Consider the following 24,298-nt stretch of genomic DNA (forward strand, 5'->3'; position numbering starts at 1 on the left):
TTAAATTCGTGCATGAAGCTGGCTTTCCTGATCGAACAAAATAATCTCATCAGAACTATCTTCAGGTCCGATAAACGCGTTGTCTTCAATAACGATGTTCTCATTCACGATAGCCCGGTGGATACGTACATTGCGCCCAATTTTTACGTTTGGCATGATGACAGAATCGGTAATAACGCTCCCTTCACCTACTTCGACCCCATAAAATAGTACAGAATGCCTTACTTCTCCATCCACCATGCAGCCTTCATTTACAATACTGTTTTTGAGAGTCGCCCGTTGGGTTATATACTGGGCCGGTTGATTGGGACTGCGGGTATAGATGCGCCAGAAAGGATCGTTCAGATCCAAAGGCGGATCCTGAACCAGAAGATCCATGTTGGACTCCCATAAGCTCTGAATGGTACCTACATCCTTCCAGTACCCGGCAAACGGGTACGCATACAGCGACCGGCCATGCTGAAGCAGCAATGGAATGATATCCTTGCCAAAATCATGTGAGGATTCAGAATCGCTTGCGCTTTCCAGTAAATAGCGACGCAACACCTCCCATTTGAACAAATAAATGCCCATGGAGGCCAATGTACTTTTCGGCTGTTCAGGCTTCTCCTCAAAGTCATATATTTTCAGATCATCATCGGCGTTCAGTATCCCAAATCGTTGGGCTTCCTGAATCGTGACATTGATGACAGAAATGGTGCAGTCTGCTTCCTTCTCCTTGTGGTAGTGGAGCATTCGACTGTAGTCCATTTTATAAATGTGATCCCCTGACAGAATGAGTACATGCTCCGGGTCATACTGATCCAAGAAATGCAGGTTTCGATAAATTGCATCCGCCGTGCCTCTGTACCAGTTGTTTCCATTTTCTTTCTCGTGCGGTGGTAAAACAAAAACTCCTCCATCCAGGCGATCCAAATCCCAGTCGCTCCCAACGCCGATATAGGAATGAAGCACCAACGGCTCGTATTGGGTCAATACGCCTACGGTGTCTATACCAGAATGAGTGCAATTGCTGAGAGGGAAATCAATAATGCGGTAAGTTCCTCCAAAAAATACTGCCGGTTTGGCTAGTGTACGGGTAAGTCCTTTGAGTCTTTTGCCTTGTCCGCCGGCGAGCAGCATGGCAACCACTTCCTTCTTTCTCATAACAAAGACCTCCCTGTCATGTGCGTCTGAAGCCATTGTGGCGGGATATTTAATAATATCCATTAAACATGAAAAGACAGTCGTAATCGTTTCATTGGCGAAGGAACGGGTAAGATGTGATGGAGAAGGGTAAAATCATAGTTATGCGGAACGAGTGCAAGGAATCACTAAATCGTAAAATCCCGTTCATCTTTTCACATTTTGGATACTTTTAAAGCAATCGTGTATGACAACATGATCATAAGGAGGCGTTATTCATGAAGAATAAAAAATGGGTGGTAGCAGCATTGGGAATGGGTGTTACGTATCTGATGAAAAATAAAGGGGCACGCGATAAGGTATTGAATAAGGTACAGACTATTGTCAATCGTGCGAAAACATCTGCAAAATCGTAAAATGTTAAAGCTAGAAAAAGCGAGCCTCTCTGAATTATGGTTCAGGGAGGCTTTGCTCTGACTTTTTTCTGCGTCTACGAACAAAATATTGTTCGAGGCTGTATCCGTAGACGGTCAGGCATTCTCCTTATGTTCTTCTACTTCCATGATATGTTCAACGGTAAAGGTTCGATGCGTCCATTCGGAAGAACGGTAAGCCTCTAGGAGACCAAATGTACGAATTTTCTCCTTGTCCACCTGCTTAAAGGTATGAGTAATCCCTACCTTGCCCCTGAAAGGAAAAAAGGAAAGACCTACAGTCTGATCCGATAGCCACTCGGCCCAAACTCGCCCGCTTTCATGTCGAACAGCCGGGAAGCTTAAACCTTCAGCAAACCATTCATAATCTGCTGTAGGCGTACCCGGCTCTCGGCTGCACAAAAACAGACTCAATTCGTCGCAAAACAACATTCTCCGTACATCCGTCCGCACTTGATGGTCGAAGGTTACGCCACATGCCAGCTCCTGTTTGAGCCTCTGCCGACGCTGTTCCTCCGCCTCCTGATAAGCATGCGTAATCTGCTTGTCCTGAGCGTTTTGATGCTCGGTCCGTCCGACTAGCTCCTTGTACATCAAGCTACACAGCAATGCCGCATACGTATTTCCTTGTTCGACTTCATCAATCCCAAGACGATAAAAAACAAAACGTGGACTGAGCGGAAAATCAATAAATGTATAAGGTGCAGACACATGATCATTCCAGAAAGGAGCAGCGTCTAACTGTATCCAACCCCGATCATGCTCCCTTGCTGCATATACAAAATCCTGCTTGTGACGTCTATTCTTGAAGGCACTCTCTTCCCATTGTGAAGCCAACTCACCCGAAATATGGGCATGGTCATGCTGCGTCGTCATGATATAAGCTTGGTCCGTTTCATAAATAACCATATGCTCTCCCCTTCCGTTCGGCGATTCGTGTGATTGTGTACAAACTCTCTGATCGAAGGCCATGGTTATGCTTACGTTTATTATATCAGGATAAGGGTAAAAAGGCAGGCAAGTTTTCCGCCTCTTTATAACTAATTACCCTTTTGATTCTGCACTCGAAACTGCTGTGGGGTTATCCCCTCCAGCTCACGAAACACTTTGTTAAAATGCTTTGCATTGTCAAAACCCACGTTAGCCGCAATTTCATAAATCTTGCCCCCTTGACACTCCAGCAGCTTTTTGGCTTCTGCAATGCGCAGCCTTTTTACATATTGAACAAAGCTAAGGCCTGTATAGGCTTTGAAAGCCTGACTAAAATACGTATAATTCAAGGATACTGAATTGGATACTACTGCCATATTTAAATCCTCGCTGTAATGAGCATGGATGTATTGGATAGCACGTGTCATGCTACCGTTTCTATCGGCGATAACACTCGCGCCAGCCAGTCTATCTTTCTCTACGCTGACAACACTATCGTCTATGAGGTGGTTTCTCTGCTTCAATTCCTCATTCAAAACTGCCAGCGCACCGAACAGTTCCTCCCTTACGATCGGCTTGAGCAAATACTCCCGTGCCCCGCAGCGAATCGCTTCGCGCGCATACTGGAACTCGTCATATCCACTGAGAATGATCACCAAAGGTCTGCGTTCCGGCTCCAGCTCGCGAATATGCTGCATCAGCATAATGCCATCCATAACAGGCATACGGATATCCGTTATCACCAACTCGGGCAAAAACTGCTTTACATGCTGCCAGGCTTCCCTTCCGTCCTTGACCACTACACATTCATAGAGACCGGAAAATTCCCGTTCGATCATGGCTTGAAGTCCCATTCGAATATTTTTCTCGTCATCCGCAATCAACAGCTTGGTCGTCATGGTCCGCCCCCCTCATCATGTAACGTCTAGGCAAAATTAGGGTCACTGTCGTCGATTGTCCGGGGATGCTGTCCAGTCTTATGCCATACTCTTCGCCATACTGCATACTTAAACGGCGATGCACATTATACAAACCGATTCCCCCATTCATCCCTGGCTCGTGGGAATCCATATCCGTTCGCGATAGACCAGCCATGATGGCGTTTCTTCTTTCTTCAGATATCCCAACTCCGTTATCCTGTATACGCAATTCTATGATATCCTGCTTAGAGCAGGCTTCAATCGTGATGCTGAATGGGCTTTGCAATGTACTCCAACCGTGCTTGATAGCATTTTCGACTACAGGCTGCAGCGACATTTTCAGCATCTCCAGTTCCATAAACGCCGACGATAGATGAATTTCCAATCCAATTTGGTTATCGTGGCGAATGTTCATGATGGCCACATAATGCTGGATATGGCGGATTTCATCCCGCAACGCAACACACGACCCGGACCATTGGAGATTATAACGCATCATCGAGCCAAGGGAGGTAAGGGCATCCGACAGCGGATACTGTCGTTCTATCTCCGCCATCATTTTTAAATTTTCCAATGTATTATAGAGAAAATGGGAATCAATCTGATGCTTGAGCGCTAGCAGTTCAGCCTCCTGAGCAGCGGCCTGCTTGTGTACTGCCTCGGCAATGAGTCCGTTAATCCGACTCAGCAGACTACGAAAATATAGAGCCAGCTCAGCCACTTCTCCCTGCCCATATACTGGAATTCTAAGCTGAAAGTCACCCTCCTGCTCTACTTTTTTCATGGATTCACGCAGTGTATGTAGCTGCTTGAGAATGAAGGCATGCAGGGTATAAGAAATGACGGACATAAACAAAATCAGCATACAAATAATGAGTAGCATGGCATTGCGTTTCTGACGGAGATCACCCAGCGGACCGTCCAGCGCCACCACATTTAGCAAATAGGCGTCCAACCCTTCTATATAACGGTACATACCGAGATAAGGCTTATTCTCATAGGAAAAATCAAAAACACCACCCGGTCCCTTAACACGGGACTGAAACAGATGGTGCACATGGGACAGAGGGATCGAAAGTGAATCTGATTGAGAGGAAGCTGTAGCTATATTGGTAGAAGACATTGGTTTGTCAGCGTTCCGTGAGCTGGAATCGTCGCCGTCCAGAATGAACATTTGCCATGCGCGATCACGTTGTGGGATTCCAAATACTCGAGGTGAAAATAGCTCCAGCCTCATATTTGTTTCTACCAACCCTGCGTGTCTTCCTCCGGTAGACTGAATTTCACGCAGCAGTGCCATATACTGCACTTTCTCACTTTCCTGCCGGGATAGCCCCAGAAGTAAGCTTTTGGGCCCCTTGTACATTTCCCACCATATTTTCCCTTGTCGGAGTTGGGCCGTTTTCAGCCAGGAAGCCTTAGGCAATCGTGATTCATTAAAAATCATCGGCCATATTTCATGCGCCTGGGGATTATTCGTATACAGTCGAATGTTCTCTACATTGGGATTACTGTACAGCAAGTGCTGTAAATTTGGAAACACATTCAAGTTGAATTGGACTAGCTCATCGCTGCTTATTTCACGTTCCTCGGTCAGATAACGAAGTACGTTGCGATCTGAGATCGCAAGCTGTGCGGTCCGCTCCATAATTTCCATATTGCTGTGAATATGGGCCAGCTCTGTATCCAACACATACTGATTTTGTACGGTGATGTCTTGCATGGTATTCTCGTACAGTTGGTGAAAGGTATATAGCGAGAATAATACCACCGGGATTAAAATGACTCCGATATACGCGACAATGAGCTTAACTTGAAGGGAGCAACCGCCAAGCCGATCGGCCGTACCCTTCACCCACTGCCATATCGTGCGGCGCAGCAGGCTCTTCATCTGTGAACGTGCACGGCCTGGCATGAAATCACATCCTTAGGGGTTCAATAGATTAAGTTATTGAATTGAATCATTTGGTGAACTGCTCAATTTTCTTAAGGTTTTCTTCATAGGCTTTTTGCTGATAGGCCATAACTTTGTCATATCCTGCTTTTCTGCGATCTTCCAAAAAGCGAGCAAACAGCTGGTCGAATTCCTCATCTGAGGAAGCCAGCAGTAGCTTCGGCAATGTCTTGCCCCAAATTTTATCTATCTGGCCTGACGCAATGCCCTCTGCCGAAGTTCCGGTCGGTTTGATGTTGTCGTATTGGGAGAAACCTTTCGTCTTGCCTTTCGTCCAATCCTCTGGCTGCTTATACGGCTCGACGCTGGGCGGCGCCCACTGCAAATTCATATTCGTATCCATCAGCATCCAGAAGGTGAAGGAGGCGCCATATTTTTTATCAAAAGCAGAACGATCCTTATTCAGCAGCTCCTGCACCTCCGGCTTGAAAGCTGGCTTACCGTTCACCATGTCCCACAGCTTGCCTTGCTCCCCCAGATACAGGTCACGATTTCCTTCCTCGCTAATCAGATAAGTCAGAAATTCAATAGCCCGCTCCTTGTCTTTGACATCCTTCGAAATAAGCGTCACCGTCCAACCGGAAATACCCGGCCCGGCCAGCGTCGGCGGGTCCAGCTTACTGTTCGAAGGTCCATCCACCGCGATATAGACGGAGTTCGGGTCCTTCGCATATAACATTACCTGTTGCGTGGCAAAGTCGGAACGCTGATATAACATGGCAAAATATCGGCCCTGTGCCACCTTTTCCTCCATTTGCGGACGTTTGTCGATAAATACGTCCTTGGCGATCAGGCCCTGCTCATTTGCTTGACGGAATGTTTTGAGCCAGCGAATATACTCTTCGTCCGAACGACGATCGTATAGCTTGCCGTCCTTTTCATGAGGAATGGCTAGGAAATTGAGTAAATAGTCTTCAAAAGAATAATTTCCGTTATCTGTAAATTCATGAAATCCTATCGGGATAAGAGGCTGACCGTTCACCTCCGGAAATTTCTCTTTCACTTTTTGAAGCGCTTTCAAAAATCCTTCCGGTGTTCTCATATCCGGCTTGCCGATCGCTTCGTACATATCCTTCCGAACCATAAACGTCTGGTTGGAAACAAAATTTTGGCCGTATTTTTGATAATCCTGTGGCGAAGAAGAAGCATTAGGATACCCGTATACATTCCCGTCCGTTTGGCGATACCAGGACATTTTCGCCGGATCAGCTATTTTAATCAGATACGGATCGTATTTCTCGGCCAGCTTGTTGAGCGGAAGCACCATCTTGCCCTCAATCATTTTTTTGACCGCGTCCTCTCCCCAACCCAGCGTGACAAAATCAGGCAGCTTGCCGGAGGCCAGCATGGTGTTGAGCTTTTCATTTTCATTTCCTGCGGGTACGATAAAATTGACGCTGACCCCGGTCTTTTGCGTAACATACTTCGAGGTCATATCCGTCCCCCACTTGTTCGGGAACCAGGAAAAGTTCAAATACCAGTCAAACGTAATCGGCTCCATATCCGCCTTCCATCCCGGTGCATCTGCCGTAGCCTTGGTCTTCTCGTCCTGTAATTCCGTGACAGTACCGCCTCCACCGGACGTACATGCCGCGAGCAAACCCACCAGCAGAACAGAAGCCAACAGCCCCTTCTGCCATTTGCGAATGTTCATTATAAATCTCCCCCTTGGATGATGTGCTATCCCTTAATCGAGCCGATCATCAGACCCTTGACGAAATATTTTTGCAGAAAAGGATATACCAGTACAATGGGCAGCGTCGTCACAACCATCGTCGCCAGCTTGATCGATTGCGAAGTGACGGACTGGGCAACGACCCCCGGTGCAGCAGCCATCATCTGATTAGAGCTGGATTGAGCAACAACCCGGTACAAATACGTTTGAATCGGCTGAAGATCCGTATTATTAATATAGATCATTCCAGTAAAATAATCGTTCCACTGGTATACTCCATGAAACAACGCAATCGTCGCTACTACCGGCATAGAAACAGGAAGCACGATCCGGCAAAAGATACCGAAATCGTTCGCACCGTCTATTTTCGCCGCCTCTTCCAATGCATCCGGCAGTTCTCGGAAAAAAGCCATAAAAATAATGAGGTCAAAAAAGCTGAACATCGCAGGAATGATGTACACCCAAAAGCTGTCCAGCAGTCCGAGATCACGAATCAGCAAGTACGTTGGAATCAATCCCCCACCGAAAAACAGGGTAATGGTGCCAATCAGCATATACAGCTTGCGGCCGATCAGCTCCCTACGGGAATATGCATATGCAATCATGGCGGTAAAAAACACATGAACAATCGTGCCGATTAGCGTCTTGGCAATAGTCACCCCCATCGCGGTCATAATACCGTTGTTGGCAAACACAGCCTGATAGCTGCCCAGACTGAAGACCCTCGGCCACCAGTAAATGCCGCCCCGCATAGCGTCTGCTCCTTCGTTAAAGGAGTTCACCAGCACATACCACACCGGATACAACGTCACAAAACAAATGATCAGCATGAAGACGTTGTTCACGAAATCGAATATCGCTTCGCCTGCTGTTCTGCGTTGCAATAGCTGCATGCAGCCGTCCTCCTTCAAAATAGGGATGTATTATTCACCCGCTTGGTCACCGAATTGGCAATTAGCAGCAAAATGAGAGCAAGAACCGATTTCAGCAAACCCACCGCAGTAGAATACGAGAAGCGGCCCTGCTGAATACCCACCTGATATACATAAATATCAACTACATTACTTGCACTTTCATTCAGCGAGTTGCGCAGGACGAGAATTTGATCAAAGTTGGAGTTTAATATGCCGCTGACCGCCAAAATAAATAAAATGGATATTGTCCCCTTGATAGCGGGTAGTGTGACGTACCACATTTTCTGAAACCGTCCGGCTCCGTCAATGGTGGCCGCTTCGTACATGTCCGTAGATACGCCCGCCATGGCTGCCAAATAGATAATGGCTGACCACCCAAGCTCCTTCCAAATATCCGAGCTAACGACGATAGCCCAAAAATAGCTCGGCTCTGCCAAATAACTGATTGGCTGGTCAATCCACCCCCAGGCCAGCAACAGTTGATTGATCATCCCGGTATCTGCCAGCCACGTCGTTAAGATCCCGCCAAGAATGACCCAAGATAAAAAGTGAGGAAGGTACGAAATGGTCTGAATAGATTTTTTGAACCGTGTAGATCGTATTTCATTTAGGAACAGAGCAAATACAATAGGCAACGGGAACCCGATCGCCAGCTTAAGCAAGCTGATGCCCAGTGTGTTTTTGACAATGTACCAAAAGTTATCATCCTCCAAAAAGGCCCGAAAATGCTCTAATCCCGCCCAAGGCGCGCTTGATAGGGTACCAATGATGTCAAAATGTTTGAAAGCAATCAATATCCCGTACATCGGAATGTAATGAAAAATAATCATCCAAACCACCCCAAGCAGCGCCATAGTCTGCAAATGTCTTTGTTGAACCCATTTGCGCGCTAGTGATGCTCCTCTACGCGATCGAATCGGCGGCTGTGGCTGCGGATTCTTCCATCCTGTACTCATACGAAGACCTCCCTTCTTTGTAATGTAAGCACTTACATTTATTATTTTAGAGGCTTTTACTTCGAATGAGTAGTACTGGATTTTTTGATTTTGGTATCTAAAGTTCAGGTGGGGATCTGACTATACGCACAAGTTTTCTTCCAGCCTTTGGATTTTTACATCTATTAATTTACGAAAAAGACTATCAGATGGTACGATAAGACTATATGTGATTCCAATCATTACCTATATACCTAGATCAGGAGGATTAAGAATGGAAGAATTGGTTCGTTCGATTCAGAAACAGGTTCGAATTAAAAGGGTTGCCTGCTGGGCGGGGCTCATCATGTTTGGCCTGTGTACTTTAGTTGGCATTGCAGCTCAGGAATGGCTTATGACGCTCTTGGCGCTCGCGATGACAATTTTATCCGTCTATGGATTAACCATGATGCGTGGCATGACAAAGTTTACTAAAGAGTATCAACCAGGAAAGGGCTACGGTTATTATCGCCGTACGGTACAACAAAAGCTGCGCTATCTAACTTGGGGACAGTGGTTAGTAGGCGGCCTTATTGTCCTGATGTTCTTTATATTTAACGTCCGACTTAGCGCTTTTCTCATAGCTATCTTGGGTATCCTGACTATTCAGTTCAGTATCAAAAAACGTATTAAAAATCATCAGGAACCCGATGTCACTGAGCTGGAGGAGTTTGTACGGATGGGGATTGTTTCTCCGCATGAGCAGACTATTGGGGTATATAAAGATTTTCTACACCTGAGTCATACATTTCGGGGTAACCAAATTGTTATCGTTACAGACAAACGCCTGATTTCTGTATTTGTGGAGGAACAGGGGCGTGCGGTGAAGACAGAAATGTTACTCTCGGGTATAAACAAAATACGCGCCATCGGTACGGGTTTTCAGGGGCAAGGTTTATTGCTGTCTGTAAGCAACCGTGACCATAACGAGCTTCACATTCATATGGTCGGGAAAAGCATTTTCTTTTCTCCAGAGCAATTCATTGGTTCCTTGCTACGGGCACTGGATGCAGCGTTAAAAAGCAGATCATACAGTACGGAAGAACCATTCCCCGTTCACCAACAGACAAGAATTTCATTGCATCCATCAGAACAAGGTTTGCTGCATAAACCTACAATAGCTTAAATATTTTTGGGACATGTGCCACGTTATATATACGCTATGATCGGTCTTCATAATACACCAAATAGCAAGTGAGCCCTGATCTTAATGAGCTTACTTGCTATTTGGTGTACTTCTACTTTACTTCTGCCTTCTTAATGATTGGCTCCATGATAAAACACCGTGATGAGGTCATGACTTGTAACAAACACTAGCAAGCTAAACAGACTGAGCGACAGAGGGCGTAAAATCAATTTTTTCATCCTTTAACACTCCTTTTAAAATAGTTATATATTGGTCTTGCTGTGTTGCTGTAGCTTGGGATCTGAAAACTTCAAATATAGCGGTACATTTCCTAAACTCATGCTCATGTTCCATACCCAGAGTATCGGACAGCATGAGAGATTGCAGGATATAGCCCAACGCAACCGTAAACTGTTGTTGCTTGATATAATAAAGAGCCAGTTGATAGCAGAAGCGAAAATAATAAGATACATTCACAGGCTCTTCAAAATATTTAAAACCTTCAATTTGTTCGGCAAATGATTTAAGCACAGCCTCTAAAGGATAGTCGTATCTCGACGCTCCCTCAACGATGGAAAGAAGCCCCGGTAACAGCTCTTCCGGATTGTTACGAAGAAATTGGATGTATTCCTGCAACACTTCGGCATGACCTGTCAAAATATCAAGAGCATACAAATTAGCTCTGGCAGCATAGCGGTAATATTCGACCTCTGCTTCCCCATATTGATCAAGACCATTAAACCAGCCCAATTCTGCATATTTTTCGATGCAATCGCGAGCGGCCTCATACTTGCCCTGTTTTTGGAAGGCCATGCCTTTCATGAGATGACTGTAGCCGTAGTAGTAGACTAGCGGCCGTTTGGTATGTATGGGTTGTATAGGTTTCTTGCGCGCTTTGTAGAGCTGCAATTCCTGATACTTTTGGTTGACCTGGCTATACAGCCGATCGCATAAAACAATCATATTGGCACCATCCGCAAATGAAAAAGACAGCTTAATCATGTTAACAAGTGTGTCTAGATCTGTGATGTCGGAGTGAACAAGATCATCCACCGTTCCCGCCTCCTTGTCCGACTTTTTATATTCACCAAACAAAAGTAAGATCTAAATCCTAACTAAAAATAACTTAATTACGTATTTATTACGTAATTAAGTTATATCATAAAATCAAACATATGACAAGTGCATTATGATAATATATTCCAGTTTTTAAAATAGCGATGAAAGTGGAGCGTTCACTTGTTCAATTCCATGTGAAGCAAAGGAAATGCCCTACCTGATCCATCCAGTGCAGATCGCCCCGTTTGTACAAAGCCGTAATGTCTGTAGAAAGCATACGCTTTCTCGTTCTGCTCATTCACGTCCACTTTGAGATGCTTCCCTTTTATTTTTTCAGCATGCTGGATGAGTCGGCTGCCTATGCCCTGCCCATGCCGTTCAGGGTCCACAAACAGCATCTCTATTTTCAATCCGTCCAGCCCGATAAAACCTGTTGGTTCTTGACTTGTATTCCATTCCATCCAAACTTCAAGTTCTCTTAAAACACCATTGCCTACGATATGATGATAAAATTGAATGTCCTCTTCCGACAAAAATGTGTGCGTCCGGCGTACAGCCCGCTGCCAAATATCAACGAGTTGATCATGATTTTCTTCCCGATAAGCAACAATTTCATTTTGCACTTGTACTACCCCCTTCATTTAAAAATCGATATTGCATGTTTTGCAGTAAGTCTAACATGCCTTTTTAGAAGCATACAAACACAAAAAGGGAAGCGGAATAATTCCGCCTCCCTTACACTACAGCCTTTTACAACGTAACACCGTTTTTAAAAATAGCGAGCTCTCTGAAATTGTTTTTCTCATTATTCACCCAGGTTCCGCTGGCTACATCGACGATGTAATCGACAAAGTTGCGGAGCGCATCTTCCATACTGACATCCTCCACAAGTGAACCGGCGTTATAGTCGATCCAATGAGGTTTAGCCTTATACAACGGCGAGTTGGTTGAGACCTTCATCGTCGGAACAAAGGAGCCAAACGGCGTACCGCGTCCGGTTGTGAAAATGACGAGCTGGCAGCCCGCTGCGGCGAGAGCTGAAGATGCCACTAGATCGTTGCCCGGCGCGCTGAGCAGATTGAGTCCCTTGGTCTTGAGACGTTCCCCGTACTGAATGACATCAGTGACCGTGGAAGACCCGGATTTTTGCGTACAGCCCAGTGATTTATCCTCCAGTGTCGTGATGCCCCCTGCTTTATTGCCCGGTGACGGATTTTCGTATACTGGCTGCTTGTAATCCAGAAAATATTGTTTGAAATCGTTAATCAGATGTACAATCTTATTAAATACTTGCTCATCGGCAGCGCGCTCCATTAAAATCGTCTCCGCCCCGAACATTTCAGGTACTTCTGTCAATACCGTTGTTCCACCTTGCGCGGCCATATAATCCGACAATCGTCCGAGTAGTGGGTTGGCAGTAATACCCGATAAACCATCAGAACCACCGCATTTCAAGCCGATGTTCAGCTCAGACAAAGGTACAGGTTCCCGTCGATCTTCTTGCACGGCCGCAAAAATTTCGTGGAGCAGCCTTACCCCTTCCTCTACTTCATCCGACACATCCTGGGAAAGCAAAAACTTTACCCGCTCCGAATCATATTCCCCGATGGCTTCCTTAAATTCTTTCATTTCATTGTTCTCACAGCCCAAACCCAGTACAAGTACGCCACCTGCGTTCGCATGTTTCACGGCATCGATCAAAATCGTGCGTGTATGTGCATGATCGTCACCCAACTGAGAACAACCATAGTTATGCTTGAGCACAAGTGCATTTTCAAAAGGTGAAATATCTCCCGCTTCCTGCTTGAAACGATTTAAAATAAGTTCAGCGATCCCGTTCACACAGCCGACCGTCGGCACAATCCACAACTCATTGCGAATCCCCACACGACCGTCCTTTCGCCGAAAACCTTGAAACGTACGGCTCTCCTGTTCATATAAATGAGGAGCTGGCTTAGGCTTATAAGTGTACTCCTCCACGCCTGTCAGGTTCGTCTTCGTATTATGCGTATGCACATGCTGACCTGCCTGAATGGGCTGAATGGCATGACCGATGGGATATCCGTATTTCAGAACATGCCCACCTTCAGCTATATCCTGCAAGGCAATTTTATGCCCACGTGCTACATCCTCGGCAAGCTCCACCCGTTGTTCTTCTTGTGCTCCCCACGCCAGTGTCTCTCCCTGCTTGTAATCACGCAAGGCGACAGCCACGTTATCTTGATCATGAATTTGAATGAATTCCAGCATTCCGGTCTCCTCCTTGCTTATGCTCTGGGCACGCTGTTCCCGGTTAGAGAATCGAGCGTCTCCTTCATTCCTCTGCTTGTAATTTCATACACGTGCTGTGCCGTTTGTTCAGCCAGCCCTTCGATCTGGTTCAGGTCTTGACCCCACCATGTCTGCCGGCCAAGTACCAGCGCAGTCAATTGCTTCGCCCCGGCGAGAGTACCGTCATATCGACTCCACAGTTCACCAAACGTACCCAACACTTCAGCTTCGTCTGCCAACACAATCGACTCGCCATTTCTGTCACCCCGGTAAAATACGAGCAAGGACGCCAGTGAAAATACGATTTTGACAGGCAGCGCCTTACGTTGTGCCACATACTGGAGCAAAGATGGCAAATTCCGTGTCTTGAACTTAGACACCGAATTCAACGCAATACTCATGACATAATGACTTACATATGGATTACGGAATCGTTCAATAACATCGTCGGCATATACATTCAAATCACCCTCTGGCGAGTCCAACGTCGGAATAATTTCTTCTCGAATCAGCGACTGGATAAAGTTTCCCATAATATCATGCTCGACCGCCTGCCCCACCGTGTCCAGGCCATATAAATAAGCTACAGGTGTAAGCGCCGTATGTGCTCCATTCAAAATGCGTACTTTCCGTGTACGGTATGGCGCCATATCGTCGACAATCAGTACATTTAATCCGGCCAAATGAGCAGGTAATTCTTCTTTAAGCCACTGTGGCCCTTCAATAACCCATAAATGATACTGTTCGCCCACAACAACCAAATCGTCCTTGTAACCCAATTCTGATTGAATTTCATGAATCCGGTCTTTGGGATAACCAGGTACAATCCGATCGACCAAACTGTTGCAGAACGTATTCGATTCCTCCAACCATGCAATAAACTCAGCCCCAAGCTTCCATTGGTCCGCATATTTCAGTACGATTTCCTTGAGAGCGTCTCCATTACGGTCGATGAGCTCGCACGGAATGATCACCAGTCCCTTGCTCGGATCGCCCCCGAAAAATTGAAAGCGCTTGTACAGAAAGGCGGCCAGTTTGCCTGGGAAGCTCTTTTGCGGACGATCTTCTAGCTGATCCTCTGGGGCATAAGCGATCCCCGCTTCCGTCGTGTTTGACACGACAAAACGCAGTTCCGGCTTTCGGGATAATGCTTCATACTCCAAAAAGTCCGAACCGTACGGATTAATCCCACGAGTGACGCACTCCACAACGGTATGCTCCTTCATGGCCTTCCCATCCTTAATCCCTTCAAGAATAACCGTATACAGGCCATCCTGCTCGTTAAGCTTCTCCACGAGGCCTCCTGGCTGCGGTTGTACAATCACAACTCCCGTATTCCATTCTGCCAGCTTATTCATTTTGTCAAATTGCCAGTCTACAAAAGCACGCAGGAAGTTCCCTTCCCCGAATTGCAGCACCCTCTCGGGATGTGGTTCATTAACGATAAAGCATTTTCTGTTTAATTGGTCTAATTCATCTACTTGTTTCATCCGGAGTAACCTCCCACAATTACCATAATGATTTCATCGTTATTTTATCACAATGCACACGTTAACAAAATAGTTTTATCAACATTTTTAGTTTAAAAAAATAATAATGACAATAATATGAACACGTTAACATATACGTTTATATAAAAATCTGCAAGTATATCGTCCTTTTTCTGTTGTTTCGCACCTGATCTAAGACGGTTAAGGCTAACTATCACCCTATCCCGAGACCTTGTTCTTATATACATTTCAGAAGAATAGACGCAAGAAAGCACGGGCAGGATAACACTACTTACTAGGCAGGAGGAACATCTATGAAGACAATCGCAGATACTATTGTACAAGTTTTGGTCAATGCAGGGGTCAAGCGGATTTATGGCATTGTTGGAGATTCTCTAAATAATATGGTTGATTCCATTTGCAGCAACGGTCAAATCGAATGGATTCATGTAAGGCATGAAGAAGTGGCTGCCTTTGCAGCTGGAGCAGATGCTGACCTTAGTGGCAGCATTGCTGTATGTGCTGGAAGCAGTGGTCCCGGAAATTTACATCTGATTAATGGTTTATATGATTGCCACCGCAATCGGGTGCCTGTACTGGCTATTGCCGCTCATATTCCAAGCGACGAAATTGGAAGTGAATATTTTCAAGCTACCCATCCTGAGCATCTTTTCGGAGAATGCAGTCACTTCTGTGAGGTTATTACGACACCGCGACAAATTCCCAGAACGGTGACCATGGCCATTCAACAGGCAATTTCACGTTCAGGTGTATCCGTCATTGTTCTTCCCGGAGATGTAGCAGCTTTGGAGGCGGAAAAGGTACCCGTGCCTGAACATGTCTACCATCCCACTGCACCTGTAGTGCATCCGTCCGCTTCCGAAATCTCCCGACTGGCTGAATATTTGAATAAAGGCAAACGAATTACGTTACTATGCGGCGCCGGCTGTGCACAATCTCATGAATTGCTCATGCAGCTATGCGACAAGTTAAAATCCCCCATGGTATCCGCTCTGCGAGGCAAAGAATATCTGGAGTATGACAACCCTTATTATGCTGGATTGACGGGACTGATCGGGTATTCTTCCGGGTACCATGCGATGATGGATTGTGACGTCCTGCTTATGCTCGGAACAGACTTCCCTTACAGACAATTTTACCCTGAAGATGCGATTGTCCTACAGGTAGATATAGAGCCAGCCCATCTCGGCAGACGTACTCCGTTGACGTATGGTTTATGCGGGGATGTAAAAGCCACATTGGAAATGCTGCTACCGCATTTAACGTCAGAGCATGATTCCAAGCATCTAGAGAAAACCGTCTCCCACTATACCAAGGTACGCCAGGAGTTGGATGACCTTGCCGTCGGTAAACCAGGTCGTACGCCGATCCATCCGCAATATCTCGCCAAGGTCATCAGTGACGCCGCGCAGGAAAATGCTATTTTCACTTGTGATGTCGGTACTCCCACTGTATGGGCCGCGCGTTATTTGCAGATGAACGGTCAGCGTCGGCTTCTCGGCTCGTTCAACCATGGCACGATGGCAAATGCCTTGCCGCAGGCGATCGGAGCGCAGGCCACTGAGCCTGACCGACAAGTGATTGCCCTTTCAGGCGATGGAGGACTCACGATGCTGATGGGCGACCTGCTCACCCTGAAACAGCATCAGCTGCCTATTAAAGTCATTGTTTTCAATAATGGCGCTCTCGGTTTTGTCGAGCTGGAAATGAAAGCGGCCGGATTCCTGGAAAACGGCACTGAACTGGTGAATCCTGATTTTGGTGCTGTAGCGCAAGCCATGGGACTCAAGGGCATCCGGGTTGAAGATCCGACCATGCTGGAGGATGCCATTCAGCAAGCATTGGCTCATGATGGCCCTGTTGTGGTAGACGTGGTGGTGAACCGTCAAGAGCTATCCATGCCACCCAAAATTAATCTTAAACAAGCAGAAGGATTTACTCTGTGGATGATGAAAGCGATGCTGAACGGACGCGGTGACGAGATTGTTGAACTGGCTAAGACCAATCTCTTTCGTTAAATACAGATGAAGCAGAACGCATTTCAACCTAAAATGGGCAGAAACCATATATCTAGCATGGTTTCTGCCCATTTGTCCTGCCTGTTAATCAAACAAAACTCAGCGTGGTCTGTCTGCCGTTGATTTCCGCTTCATGAGCGCGGTCTCCATAAATATAAGCTCACCCTCATTGGACGGTGACTGAATTCGTTCCAGAATGCAGGCGGCTCCGCGCTCACTTATCTGCTCAATCGGTCTTTTGACCGTTGTTAATGGTGGAGTCGTATACATTGAGAATCCGATATCATCAAAACCAATGACAGAGATATCCTCTGGTACCTTCAAGCCGTTTTCGAATACCGCATTCATTGCCCCAATAGCCATATCATCATTAGAGCAAAATACCGCTGTCGGTGGCTCCTGCAAGGAAAGCAGTTGCTTCATTGCCTGGCTTCCGCTTTCAGTATCATAATGACCTTGCACGATATATTCATGTCGAATCGGCTTACCACTATCAATTAATGCATTCATGAAACCTTCACGGCGTTGCTGGGTAGACTTAAAGCCTTCTACCCCTTCGATGATCGCAATACGTTCATGCCCGCTTTCAATGAGAAAGGAGACTGCTTCATAGGAGCCTTCCTTATCATTTGAAATCACATTTACAATCCCCGCCCCGGACACCTGCCGATTCAGTACAACAAGCGGAATACCTTGACCGAGCACATGATAAATAAAAGGGTTGTCTGCCTCGCTCTGGCTCATCAGAATGATACCATCAAAACGCTTGCGGTGAATGGCCGAAAAATCGGCGTAATCGTCAATCCCTCGCACAAACAGATTGTAATCCACCCCGATGACATGATTAACTCCACGGATGGTATCCGCAAAAAAGCTGGAGCTGGTGCCTTCTGAAATACTGGTGAAAAACAGGCCAATCGTATGCGAGCGCTGGAGAACCAGGCTTTTGGCATTAAAATTTGGAATGTAATTGAGTTGCTCTGCCAACTCCATAATTTTGCGTTTCGTATCTTCTTTAATCAGCGGGCTATTATTGAGCGCCCGGGAGACGGTTGTATGGGAAACATTAGCCAATTTGGCAATGTCTTTAATGGTAGCTGCCATATACGTATCCTTTCCTTAGTGAGGCTCTAAAAAAATTATATACCCACCATACCACAGGAGCCGCCCGGAAAAGAAGACTTTCACAAATTATACGCGGTTATCCGCATGTCGACGCTGTAACTCTTGAACCATTTCTGCATGTCTGCTGTCCGTCAGCTTATACATTTTACCGATGACCAGCATGGCCAAAGCCAGGGCAACAGCCGGATAGAGACAAAGTAATGCCTTGATCCCAAGCAGCGTTCCAGAGGACTGAACCACATTCGGAACATACCCGATGAGCGCTAGTCCAATACCCGATAGAAAGCCAGACAAGGATTGAGCCAGCTTACGTGAAAAGTTAAATAACGAGTAAGTAATCCCTTCTTTACGCTCCCCGGATGACCATTCGCCATAATCAATGATATCGGACACGAATGCCCAGGTGACCCCATTAGGAATACTAATACCAATGAACGAAATACTGGCCAGGATTGTGAAAATGTATACATTTGAAGGCATAAAAAAGTTAATAGAGTCGGCAATGACACTAACCAGCATCCCCAGTATGGCTGTTTTTCGTTTACCGAAGCGCCGTACCAGCTTGGGCAGGAACAACACACCCAGTAGCGACGAACCGATAATAATAAAATTCATATAAGCCATTAATTCTACATGCCCCAAGTTATATTCGGCAAAATAGATCAGCAGTGCGGACTTAATATTGTACGCGGATATGGTGAAAATCGTCATCAAAACGAGTACCAGTAAAGGCTTGTTATTCGTAAAGGTATGCACGATAACGCCTATAGATAGCTTCTCTTTTGGCCCGGACTGGCTAACAATGCGTTCTTTCGTTCCTCGGTAACATATGATGAAAGCGATCACACCAATGAGTGACATAATCCCCATCACAACCGGATAGCCAACATGATGGTTAGGAAACAGTAAAATAAGTGGCATGACAACGACACTGGTGACGAATAATGCGCCCAGCGATCCCGCCTGACGGAAAGATGACAATGAGGCACGCTGATGAGTATCCTGCGTAATGGCGGCGCCCAGCGAGCCGTATGGAATGTTTACAATAGAGTAGCCGATCCCCCAGATCATATAGGACGCATAGGCGTAAATGAGTTTGCCTGTGGGTGAAATATTCGGCGAAATAAAGGTAAGGATCGTAAGAATTGCAAGGATAACGCTTCCAACGATAAGAAAAGGTCTAAATTTTCCACGTGTACCGATATGTTTGCGGTAATCAACAAAGGACCCGACAATGGGATCACAGACGGCGGCAAACAGCTTGCTGACCAAGAAAATACCTGCGGCGGCTCCTGCAGAAACCCCAGCTACATCTGTAAAAAATTTCAGCAAATACAACTGCCCCAAATCAAACATGAATCCGTTTCCAAAGTCACCCATACCATACGAAATCTTTTCTTTCAGGCTAATAAGCTCGCCTGTCTTGTTGTCAGGTTGGACGCTCTCCTGCACGATAGGCACTCCCATACCTACACACTCCTCTATGTTTGTAATTATTTTCACATATTTAGTTGATAACTATTTTGTTTTCAATTGCTCTTACCCGGAGTTTGAAACAAGCCCCTGGCAAGAGCCCTTTTTTATGAAGTTAGTGAGTTCTCACCTTAGGCAGCAGCTTCACTTACTATGAACAACCGTTGGGAAATTAAAATATTGCTCAGCGTTATTGTAGCAAATGTTTTGTACCATTGCTCCGAGCAATTCTAGATCCTCAGGCGCCTTACCCTCCTGAACCCACGTTCCAATTAAGTCACAGAGTATACGACGGAAATATTCATGGCGTGTGTAGGACAGGAAGCTGCGGGAATCCGTCAGCATACCAATAAAGCGGGACAGCACCCCGTAGTTAGCCAGCAGCTTCATCTGCTCCTGCATACCTTCGATATGGTCGTTATACCACCATGCCGTGCCAAACTGGATTTTCCCCACATTTCCACCGGATTGGAAGCAGCCCGCGAGACTTGCCAGTACTGGATAGTCAACCGAATTAAGCGAATACAAAATGGTTCTCGGTAATCCTCCTGCCAGCTCCTGTGCGTCCAGCAATGCCGCCAATGGACGAGCGATGGAGCCATCATTTACGGCATCGTAGCCTGTATCCGGTCCCAAATGACGGAACATAGCCGTGTTGTTGTTACGCAGCGCGTGAATGTGGTATTGCATAGCCCAGCCATGTTCTGCATACTGTTTGCCAAGGAAAACCAGAACATACGATTTATATTTCGCCTCCTCTAAAGGAGTCACATGGCCTTCCTCCAGCGCCTTGCTGAATATGGCTGCCGCTTCCTCCAGTGTCGTTTCTTCATAGACTACAGTATCCAGCGCATGATCAGATACCCGGCCTCCGGCAGCATGGAAATGGCGCACCCGGCTCGCCAGCGCATTCAAAAATCCTTCCAGGCCAGAAACATCCAGTCCGCTGACTTCACCCAACCGAGCCACCCAAGGCTGGAAAGTTTCACGATTAATTTCCAAAGCTTTGTCGGGGCGGAAGCTTGGTAGCACTGCCACTGGGAAATCGGTCAGCTTGCTGATTTGTTTGTGGTATTCGAGATGGTCTGTCGGATCATCCGTGGTGCACACCACAGTTACTTTCGAGTTCACAATCAGATCACGTGCGCCAAAGCCCTTTCCCTGCAGCTTTTGGTTTACCTTTTCCCAAATCACTGGTGCGTTCTGTTCATTCAGCAGCTCATAGACACCAAAAAAGCGTTGAAGCTCCAAATGCGTCCAATGGTACAGCGGATTGCCGATTAGTGTAGGTACGGTTTTGGCCCAAGCCAAAAACTTGTCATAATCTTCACCATCACCCGTAATCAGGCGTTCCTCAACCCCATTGGCCCGCATCAGTCTCCACTTGTAATGATCTCCGTACAACCAGGCTTCCGTAATATTTTTGAACGCTTTATTTTCATAAATTTCTTGTGGACTTAAATGGCAATGATAGTCGATAATCGGCATATCCTTGGCGTACTGATGGTACAAGATTTCAGCCGTTGGATTGCTCAACAAAAAGTTTTCGTCTAAAAACGCTTTAGTCATTACTCTCTCATCCCTTCTATAATCGTGTTTCCTAATAAATTGTTAACGTTAACAAAAACGTTCGTACTCTACTTGTTTTTCAACAATAACATTCTCCACTACATAGCAGGCCTCGTGATTACACAAGATGATATTGCTCTAATACGATACCTGTACATCATTTCAGGCTGGATTACTTCACCTTAAATTTAATGTTTACGTTAACAACAATTACATTGTAACCGCTATCCTTTGTAGAGGAAAGTGATTTTTATCATGTGAGCGGATAAAAATGATCTGCCTCCATTTGGGACAGATCTGTTCTATACCTTCTCGATGACCGACACCACAAGAAAATTCCACAATTTTAATTTTCCGTGATAGATCAAACTTTGAAAACGTTTTATATATTTTTCTCTTTTTTTCTGAAAATTTCTTTCTTGAAAATACCAGTTATTGTATTATAATTGCAATATACATCCATTGATTTACATTAAAAGTATTTCATTAGTTATTTCACAGAGAAGAAGAAGAGGTGGTAGCATTGAGTACAAAAGTGCAAGCTGTTCAAACTAAAACTATATCCGATACAAAAGGAGCCGACCTTGTTGTCGATTGCTTGATCAAGCAAGGGGTTACCCATATTTTTGGCATTCCAGGTGCCAAGATCGATTCTGTTTTTGATGTTCTTCAAGATCGGGGGCCCGAATTGATCGTATGTCGTCATGAACAAAATGCCGCCTTTATGGCAGCGGCAGTCGGTCGATTAACCGGTAAACCGGGCGTATGCATTGTTACCTCAGGTCCAGGCGCATCTAACTTGGCGACAGGACTTGTCACCGCTAATGCAGAAAGTGATCCTGTCGTCGCCATTGCGGGTGCAGTCCCAAGATCCGAACGCTTGAAACGCACGCACCAATCTATGGATAACGCCGGACTATTCGAGCCCATCACCAAATACAGTGTAGAAGTAGAACATCCTGATAATGTACCGGAAGCAATTGCTAATGCATTTCGAATTGCGACCTCAGCCCAGCCTGGAGCAACATTCGTCAGCCTGCCGCAGGACGTGTTGACTTCGTCATCTGAAGTAACAGTCATTGAGAAGGTTTCTCTTCCCCAACTCGGAACCGCACCCGCCGGACTCATCAAACAAGTCGCAGAGCAAATCAAAAAAGCCAAGCTGCCCGTACTTCTTCTCGGCATGAAAGCCAGCACGCCTGAAGCCACCGCAGCTATCCGTGCTCTAATCCGAGATACAGATCTGCCTGTTGTCGAAACCTTCCAGGCCGCTGGAGCCATCTCCCGTGAACTAGAAGACCACTATTTTGGAAGAGTGGGTCTGTTCCACAATCAACCGGGTGATATGCTTCTTGGAGCCGCAGATTTGGTACTGACGATTGGCTATGATCCTATCGAATACGATCCAAAAAACTGGAACATTCCGGCAAACCGAACACTCATTCATCTGGATGACCATCAAGCCGATATTGATCATGATTATCAACCGGACTACGAGCTAATCGGAAATATAGCCCTGATTGTGGGTAGCCTTGCAGAAGAATTACCTACCTTAAAGCTACCTAAATCCTCCTGCGACCAATTGAATCGTCTGCGTCATGATCTAAACGAGCAAGCGGCTGTTCCCGCACACAAGCATGATTTTCTGATTCATCCATTGCAATTTATTCGTACACTGCGCAGCCTGATTGATGATAACGTCACAGTCACCTGTGATGTCGGTTCACACTATATTTGGATGGCACGATATTTCCGTTCGTATGAACCGCGGCGCCTTCTATTCAGCAACGGAATGCAGACGCTAGGCGTAGCGCTGCCTTGGGGGATTGCTGCCACACTCGTCAATCCCGGTCACAAAGTCGTTTCTATTTCTGGAGACGGAGGATTTCTTTTTTCATCCATGGAGCTCGAAACCGCCGTACGTCTTAACTCACCGTTGGTGCATATCGTATGGAGAGATGGTTCCTATGACATGGTCGCTTTTCAACAACAGATTAAATACGGAAGAACGTCTGGTGTAAAATTTGGAGATGTTGATGTAGTGAAATATGCTGAAAGCTTCGGCGCCACTGGATTACGCGTGCACTCTCCTGAAGAACTAGAAAGTGTATTACAGCAGGCACTTCATACCGATGGTCCTGTGGTCGTCGATATTCCGATTGATTATCAGGATAACATCCAGTTGGGACGTAAACTGCTGCCTAACCAATTAAACTAACCTAACCATGTCTCAGTCGTGACGGCTTTATGACAATTATGGAGTATAACGTTTTTTTTATGATTTTTTTGAGTTATTCATGTTATTTACTGAAATTTTACGTTTATTATTGAAAAAGAAAGAAAATAAATGCATACAATTATAAAAGGAAGTGTATTGCCATGACCGTTGCGCAATTGGAAACCAAGCAAGAAGCTGATCATGATATTTACCAAACATCCACTATGCTTGCTCTATTAGATGGTCTTTATGACGGAGTTGTTGCCTTTGAGGAGTTGCAAAAGCACGGGGATTTCGGAATTGGTACCTTTGATCAACTGAATGGCGAGATGATCGCGTTCGATGGTGAATTTTATCACTTGCTTCCAGACGGTACGGCCCATCGCGTAAAACCGGAAGAAACTACACCTTTTTCCACCGTCACCTTTTTCCAGGAAGATTTCACATATACTATTGACCGTCCTATGCATCGTGAAGAGCTGGAAGCTCTGCTGTTAACGTTGTTTCCAAGCCGTAATCTGTTCTATGCCTTCCGTATGGATGGCACTTTTCATGAAGTAAAGACACGGACCGTGCCTCACCAAGTTAAACCATACAAACCTTTTATCGAAGCGACCAAGTCACAGCCTACCTTCACTTTTAATGAGGCTTCCGGCGTGATTACAGGTTTTTGGACACCTGCCTATGCTCAAGGTATTGGGGTAGCCGGATTTCATCTGCATTTTATTAACGATGAACGCACTGGTGGCGGGCATGTCTTTGATTTTATCGTCGAAAAGTGTACCATCCGCATTTGTCAAAAATCCAATCTGCACCTGGTCCTGCCCGATACGCCAGATTACTTGAAGGCCAACCTGTCCAGAGAAAACCTGGAAAAAGAAATCGCCGTTACTGAAGGTGCGCAGTAATCACAGTTATATAACTCTTCAAGTTACGGACCCTATAGCTAAACAATAAACAGCAAAAGATCACAGTCAGGGAAGAGAATTACTGCTCTCTGAC

General features: G+C 45.8%; 19 protein-coding genes. 5 read left to right on the top strand and 14 right to left on the bottom strand.

Annotated features, from left to right (window positions below; genetic code table 11):
* On the bottom strand, window positions 1-1,146 hold the full coding sequence (locus tag C1T21_RS07310; RefSeq protein WP_103047783.1) for a glucose-1-phosphate adenylyltransferase: 1,146 nt from the start codon (window positions 1,144-1,146) through the stop codon (window positions 1-3).
* 257 nt (window positions 1,147-1,403) lie between these two features.
* Here C1T21_RS07310 and C1T21_RS27270 point away from each other — a divergent pair, with 257 nt between their 5' ends.
* Window positions 1,404-1,541, top strand: coding sequence for a hypothetical protein (locus C1T21_RS27270; RefSeq protein WP_023988334.1), 138 nt, complete (start codon window positions 1,404-1,406; stop codon window positions 1,539-1,541).
* A gap of 114 nt (window positions 1,542-1,655) precedes the next feature.
* On the opposite strand, the gene C1T21_RS07315 is transcribed toward C1T21_RS27270, so the two are convergent.
* The 6 genes from C1T21_RS07315 to C1T21_RS07340 all read right to left on the bottom strand — a co-directional run bounded on the left by C1T21_RS07315 (window position 1,656) and on the right by C1T21_RS07340 (window position 8,908).
* The gene (locus C1T21_RS07315) at window positions 1,656-2,468 is read right to left on the bottom strand and encodes a DUF3891 family protein (RefSeq protein WP_103047784.1); all 813 of its coding nucleotides are present in this window, start codon (window positions 2,466-2,468) and stop codon (window positions 1,656-1,658) included.
* 131 nt (window positions 2,469-2,599) lie between these two features.
* The gene (locus C1T21_RS07320; protein ID WP_103047785.1) at window positions 2,600-3,388 is read right to left on the bottom strand and encodes a response regulator transcription factor; all 789 of its coding nucleotides are present in this window, start codon (window positions 3,386-3,388) and stop codon (window positions 2,600-2,602) included.
* Complete coding sequence (locus tag C1T21_RS07325) at window positions 3,360-5,324, bottom strand: sensor histidine kinase (RefSeq protein ID WP_103047786.1); 1,965 nt, start codon at window positions 5,322-5,324, stop codon at window positions 3,360-3,362. The genes C1T21_RS07320 and C1T21_RS07325 overlap by 29 nt, the downstream gene beginning before the upstream one ends.
* A gap of 46 nt (window positions 5,325-5,370) precedes the next feature.
* On the bottom strand, window positions 5,371-7,017 hold the full coding sequence (locus C1T21_RS07330) for a type 2 periplasmic-binding domain-containing protein (RefSeq protein WP_103047787.1): 1,647 nt from the start codon (window positions 7,015-7,017) through the stop codon (window positions 5,371-5,373).
* A 26-nt stretch (window positions 7,018-7,043) separates the two neighbouring features.
* Entirely contained in the window at window positions 7,044-7,931 is an 888-nt protein-coding gene (locus C1T21_RS07335) for a carbohydrate ABC transporter permease (protein ID WP_103047788.1), read from the bottom strand.
* 14 nt (window positions 7,932-7,945) lie between these two features.
* Window positions 7,946-8,908, bottom strand: coding sequence for an ABC transporter permease (locus C1T21_RS07340; protein ID WP_103047789.1), 963 nt, complete (start codon window positions 8,906-8,908; stop codon window positions 7,946-7,948).
* A gap of 253 nt (window positions 8,909-9,161) precedes the next feature.
* Here C1T21_RS07340 and C1T21_RS07345 point away from each other — a divergent pair, with 253 nt between their 5' ends.
* Window positions 9,162-10,052 (top strand): hypothetical protein, encoded by an 891-nt coding sequence (locus C1T21_RS07345; RefSeq protein WP_103047790.1) that lies wholly within the window; start codon window positions 9,162-9,164, stop codon window positions 10,050-10,052.
* A gap of 195 nt (window positions 10,053-10,247) precedes the next feature.
* Here C1T21_RS07345 and C1T21_RS07350 read toward each other — a convergent pair whose 3' ends face one another.
* The 4 genes from C1T21_RS07350 to C1T21_RS07365 form a co-directional block, all read right to left on the bottom strand.
* Complete coding sequence (locus tag C1T21_RS07350) at window positions 10,248-11,105, bottom strand: DNA-binding protein (protein WP_103047791.1); 858 nt, start codon at window positions 11,103-11,105, stop codon at window positions 10,248-10,250.
* Window positions 11,106-11,287: 182 nt separating this feature from the next.
* Window positions 11,288-11,734: an acetyltransferase gene (locus C1T21_RS07355; protein ID WP_103047792.1), complete on the bottom strand. Its 447-nt coding sequence runs from the start codon at window positions 11,732-11,734 to the stop codon at window positions 11,288-11,290.
* Window positions 11,735-11,861: 127 nt separating this feature from the next.
* Entirely contained in the window at window positions 11,862-13,361 is a 1,500-nt protein-coding gene (locus C1T21_RS07360; protein ID WP_013310046.1) for a UxaA family hydrolase, read from the bottom strand.
* A 17-nt stretch (window positions 13,362-13,378) separates the two neighbouring features.
* Complete coding sequence (locus tag C1T21_RS07365) at window positions 13,379-14,872, bottom strand: tagaturonate reductase (protein ID WP_103047793.1); 1,494 nt, start codon at window positions 14,870-14,872, stop codon at window positions 13,379-13,381.
* Between the two features lie 314 nt (window positions 14,873-15,186).
* On the opposite strand from C1T21_RS07365, the gene poxB reads away from it, so the two are divergent.
* Window positions 15,187-16,911 carry a ubiquinone-dependent pyruvate dehydrogenase gene (gene poxB / locus C1T21_RS07370; protein ID WP_103047794.1) on the top strand — a complete coding sequence of 575 codons (1,725 nt, stop codon included), beginning with the start codon at window positions 15,187-15,189 and terminating at the stop codon, window positions 16,909-16,911.
* 99 nt (window positions 16,912-17,010) lie between these two features.
* Here the strand turns inward: poxB and C1T21_RS07375 are convergent, their stop codons facing one another.
* The 3 genes from C1T21_RS07375 to uxaC all read right to left on the bottom strand — a co-directional run bounded on the left by C1T21_RS07375 (window position 17,011) and on the right by uxaC (window position 21,078).
* Complete coding sequence (locus C1T21_RS07375) at window positions 17,011-18,015, bottom strand: LacI family DNA-binding transcriptional regulator (protein WP_103047795.1); 1,005 nt, start codon at window positions 18,013-18,015, stop codon at window positions 17,011-17,013.
* Between the two features lie 87 nt (window positions 18,016-18,102).
* Window positions 18,103-19,503 (bottom strand): MFS transporter, encoded by a 1,401-nt coding sequence (locus C1T21_RS07380; RefSeq protein WP_103047796.1) that lies wholly within the window; start codon window positions 19,501-19,503, stop codon window positions 18,103-18,105.
* A 150-nt stretch (window positions 19,504-19,653) separates the two neighbouring features.
* The gene (uxaC, locus tag C1T21_RS07385) at window positions 19,654-21,078 is read right to left on the bottom strand and encodes a glucuronate isomerase (protein ID WP_103047797.1); all 1,425 of its coding nucleotides are present in this window, start codon (window positions 21,076-21,078) and stop codon (window positions 19,654-19,656) included.
* Between the two features lie 514 nt (window positions 21,079-21,592).
* On the opposite strand from uxaC, the gene alsS reads away from it, so the two are divergent.
* On the top strand, window positions 21,593-23,296 hold the full coding sequence (gene alsS, locus C1T21_RS07390) for an acetolactate synthase AlsS (protein ID WP_172828313.1): 1,704 nt from the start codon (window positions 21,593-21,595) through the stop codon (window positions 23,294-23,296).
* A 161-nt stretch (window positions 23,297-23,457) separates the two neighbouring features.
* Window positions 23,458-24,204, top strand: coding sequence for an acetolactate decarboxylase (budA, locus tag C1T21_RS07395; protein WP_025722973.1), 747 nt, complete (start codon window positions 23,458-23,460; stop codon window positions 24,202-24,204).
* Window positions 24,205-24,298: the final 94 nt, after the last annotated feature.

Origin of the sequence: Paenibacillus sp. F4, from assembly GCF_002894905.1 — a bacterium.
In the GTDB taxonomy this organism is placed as follows: domain Bacteria; phylum Bacillota; class Bacilli; order Paenibacillales; family Paenibacillaceae; genus Paenibacillus; species Paenibacillus polymyxa_B.